Source organism: Arthrobacter sp. FW306-1B-F12A (assembly GCF_058781865.1).
The window spans coordinates 1-3227 of the sequence record NZ_JBYSXD010000096.1; the positions used below are offsets into that span (position 1 = coordinate 1).

Annotated in this window: 6 protein-coding genes; 3 read left to right on the forward strand and 3 right to left on the reverse strand. The window is 59.7% G+C overall.

Annotated elements, in window-relative coordinates; genetic code table 11:
- A partial coding sequence (locus AC3WJU_RS22280; RefSeq protein WP_492260899.1) for a hypothetical protein occupies positions 1 to 291 on the forward strand: 291 nt, incomplete at its 5' end.
- 22 nt (positions 292 to 313) lie between these two features.
- Here the strand turns inward: AC3WJU_RS22280 and AC3WJU_RS22285 are convergent.
- On the reverse strand, positions 314 to 1213 hold the full coding sequence (locus tag AC3WJU_RS22285; RefSeq protein WP_492260900.1) for a sigma factor: 900 nt from the start codon (positions 1211 to 1213) through the stop codon (positions 314 to 316).
- A 190-nt stretch (positions 1214 to 1403) separates the two neighbouring features.
- Here AC3WJU_RS22285 and AC3WJU_RS22290 point away from each other — a divergent pair, with 190 nt between their 5' ends.
- On the forward strand, positions 1404 to 1727 hold the full coding sequence (locus AC3WJU_RS22290; RefSeq protein ID WP_492260901.1) for an ArsR/SmtB family transcription factor: 324 nt from the start codon (positions 1404 to 1406) through the stop codon (positions 1725 to 1727).
- Here AC3WJU_RS22290 and AC3WJU_RS22295 read toward each other — a convergent pair.
- A complete protein-coding gene (locus AC3WJU_RS22295; RefSeq protein WP_492260902.1) occupies positions 1681 to 2151 on the reverse strand; it encodes a hypothetical protein in 471 nt (156 codons plus the stop codon). The genes AC3WJU_RS22290 and AC3WJU_RS22295 overlap by 47 nt on opposite strands.
- A gap of 265 nt (positions 2152 to 2416) precedes the next feature.
- On the opposite strand from AC3WJU_RS22295, the gene AC3WJU_RS22300 reads away from it, so the two are divergent.
- On the forward strand, positions 2417 to 2722 hold the full coding sequence (locus AC3WJU_RS22300) for a winged helix-turn-helix domain-containing protein (RefSeq protein ID WP_492260903.1): 306 nt from the start codon (positions 2417 to 2419) through the stop codon (positions 2720 to 2722).
- A gap of 266 nt (positions 2723 to 2988) precedes the next feature.
- Here AC3WJU_RS22300 and AC3WJU_RS22305 read toward each other — a convergent pair.
- A partial coding sequence (locus tag AC3WJU_RS22305) for a tyrosine-type recombinase/integrase (protein ID WP_492260904.1) occupies positions 2989 to 3227 on the reverse strand: 239 nt, incomplete at its 5' end.

Consider the following 3227-nt stretch of genomic DNA (forward strand, 5'->3'; position numbering starts at 1 on the left):
GTGCGTGGTTCTCCGATCGTGGGTGGAGTTTCCAATGTGGAAGCCGCGGTCGGCGATGCGACGGGCGAGAAGGTCGACGACGTCGCCAGGCCAGTAGTTGCCGGGCCCGCCGTCGAGGATGAAGCAGGCTCGGTTCGGGTCCCGCCCGCGGGAAGCGCAAGAATGACAATGGCCGCCACCACGATCAGAATTGCCAGGACGCCGATCCACCACGACCGCCGTTTCCCTGGGCCCGGCGGGGTACGCCTCAGCACCAGCCCCATTTCTGCCTCCTTGCCTCTTCATTGCTAGCAGTACCGGCTCACGACATGACTCAAGGGGTCGTCGTCATTCCATGCCGGAGAATCCTCCACGACGCCTGATACAGCCGCCGGGCAAAGCCGATCTGCACGGCGACATAGCGTTCCGTGACCCCGAGCTCTGCGGCCAAGGATTCGAGGGCACGATTTCTCTCCGGCCCACGAACACCTCGACGAACGATGGTCGATGCAACTCGCCTAAGCACAAGAGTCGGCAAGCATTCAGCTGCGTATTCACAGAGATCTTCCACGCTGCAGACGTCGGCCGGCTCCACGTCGAGGGCACTTTGAACGGTCTTCGCCGTCTGGCGCACCACTGTCACCGCATGCCACCGGCGGCGGTCCTGTGGCGCGGGCGGACCGTACCGACGCGGCGAAGTAAAACTGTCCATCGCCAGACCCCAAACGCTCTCATTCACACTGGCTCGGGTCAGGGTAATGATCGCTCGCGCCCACTCCTGGTCTATTACCCCGTCAGCGCCTCTGTCCCAGCTCCGGTCGATAGCGAGGAGAGCGAGCGCGTCAGACGAAGCCGGGCAATCACCGCAGCTTGGTTCGATGAGTAGCGGCAGCGTCTGATGGGACAGCTCACGACGAATGTGCGCGGCGCACACGTTTCCGGTCACTCCCTGTACCCACGCCTCAAAGCGAACACCGGGGAGTTGGCGATAGTGGCCGCGTGCGACTCCATCCCAGACGGCCAATCGGATGTCTTGCATGACATCGTCTGCATCGCATGCTCGGCCGATCCGGGAGAGGTGGGAAACGACGTAACGTCGTACCCCCTCGACGGCCACCATGATCTGGTCAATCGGGATTGGCCCAGGCTCGAAAGGCCTGGTCAAAGAAATATCAATGGTCGCTGGTGTTGGTTGTTTTTGTTGGGCGTGATTCGCCCCGTCTTCGACACTCATGGTCTTCACCGCTTCGACAAAGCAGACTCCAATAGTCCGACGCGGGTGCCCCCGCACATGAGGGTGTCCGCCCAGAATCGACCCCACCCACCATCACAACAAAGCTATGCAAGCTATTGTCAAGAATAATTAAAGTATCGTCAAGACTGCGAGTCTTACTTTTCTGTACGCGTTCGGTGAGAATGGTTCCATGCCGAGGATTACCCAGCCTCACGACGACGCCTGGTCGCCCGACGTCGAGGCTGCCGTCGCGACTTTCGGCAATAGATCCAGGAACGAAATCCTCCGCTATCTTTCAGCGCACGGCCCGGCAACCCGCGGAGACATCGTGGATGCGGTGAGTGCCGGCGAGCCAAGCGTGGCCAAACACCTCCTGGCCCTTGAAAAGTTCGGCGTGATCAAAGTCGACGTCGAACCCGGCCGGAGGCACGGGCGGTCACCCCGCTATTCAGCGAACGCAGTCCGCATTAAGGAACTTCTGGATGCTCATCTCCAATATCTGCTGGAGGAATAGCCGCAGCGCGTTCCCCCTCCGGATGGAGTCCGATGTCTTTGTTGAGGAATTCAGAGATCGCGCGCAAAGTTTCCGGCGATACATCGCCCAAGGTCCGCGCAGCAAAAGACTTTACCCGGGCTGCCCGCAAAGACTTGACGAACTCAAGCTGAGAGTCGATTCGGTCCGGCAACGCGGCGTCGCCGCCTACCAAATAGGACGGATCGACGTTAAAGATGTCGCACAGGCCGGTCAGGAGGACCGCGTCCGTGACAAGTCGTCCAGACCCCTCCTTCATGTAAAACCAGCGAGCGCGCGAAAGTTTGATTCCCCGGTCAGCGAGTTCCGATTGAACTTCCTTAAATGTCACAGGCTTCCCCCGCTCGGCAACGACGACGTCAAGCAACAGGTTTAGACGACGGGCAAGCTGGGTCTGGGGAGACAAGGCGTCAGCCTTGCTCGTTCCGTGATACCGCATCACCCACTCCCTTCATCGCCAACTGCCAGAGTCGGTCAGCTCCGTTCGAATTCGAGCCTCTGCGTCCCAGTATTCCGTGGGTGGCATGCGCGGGCAATCAGAGCCGCAATGAGGATCTTCCATCATTAGTTCGCGAGGCGTACCCTGCTGCTGTAGACCCGTCTACAGCAGCATCCTAATCTTCATCGCCCCTCAGGCTGTGGTCTCCATGTCGAACATCCTGATGAATAGAATGCGAAGTCGGATTGTCCGGTTCCTGATCAGGAACGGGCCAGCCACCAGCGCCAATATCGCTTCGGCGCTGCAGGCATCTTCGCCGACGATCCGCCGCCACCTTGTGCTAATGCGTGGTGCCGGGCTGGTGGAACATGCAGACCAACGATTCAGCGTCCGCATTGAATTAGTCCGGGAACTAGCCAGTGAAGCTGCTTCCACTTTCGGCCTCACTGTCATGCCGAACAAACCGCAAATACCCATGAACGAGGGCAGGCTTGCAAAGCCTTTTCCCCAGGAACGCAACTACGAAAGGATCGAGTGAGCACATGAAACTCGAATTCTTCGAGCCGGCGGAGGCTGCCACGGTGCTCAAATGTTCCGAGGCCTGGCTGCGCGAAGGAGCGGCCAAGGGCGAGTTCCCCCATGTCGTTTGGGGGAAGGGGAAGATCATTTTCACCTCTGGCCATCTGAAGGAAATTGCTCAGCTTCGTGAGGTCCGGGCAACTCCCGCGTCAACGCCCTCGCCGAGATTGATCGGAACGCGGGCCCGGCCACAACAGAGATATTCGTAGCGGCAGGGATTCGAAACTAGCCCCGCCAAACAATCGCAGAACGCTCGACGGCGTCGGCCGCATCTTGGAGTGCTTGCGGCATCAAGTGTCCGTAAACCTGTTCCGTAGTGCGAGTGGACGCATGCCCCAGGCGTCTGGAGACCGTGAAGAGGGACACGCCATCCTGAATCAACCAGGAGGCATGGGTGTGACGAAGGTCGTGAATTCGGGGCGACTTCTTCAAGCCGAGAGCTTGGGCCGCCTGGACTGCCGGCA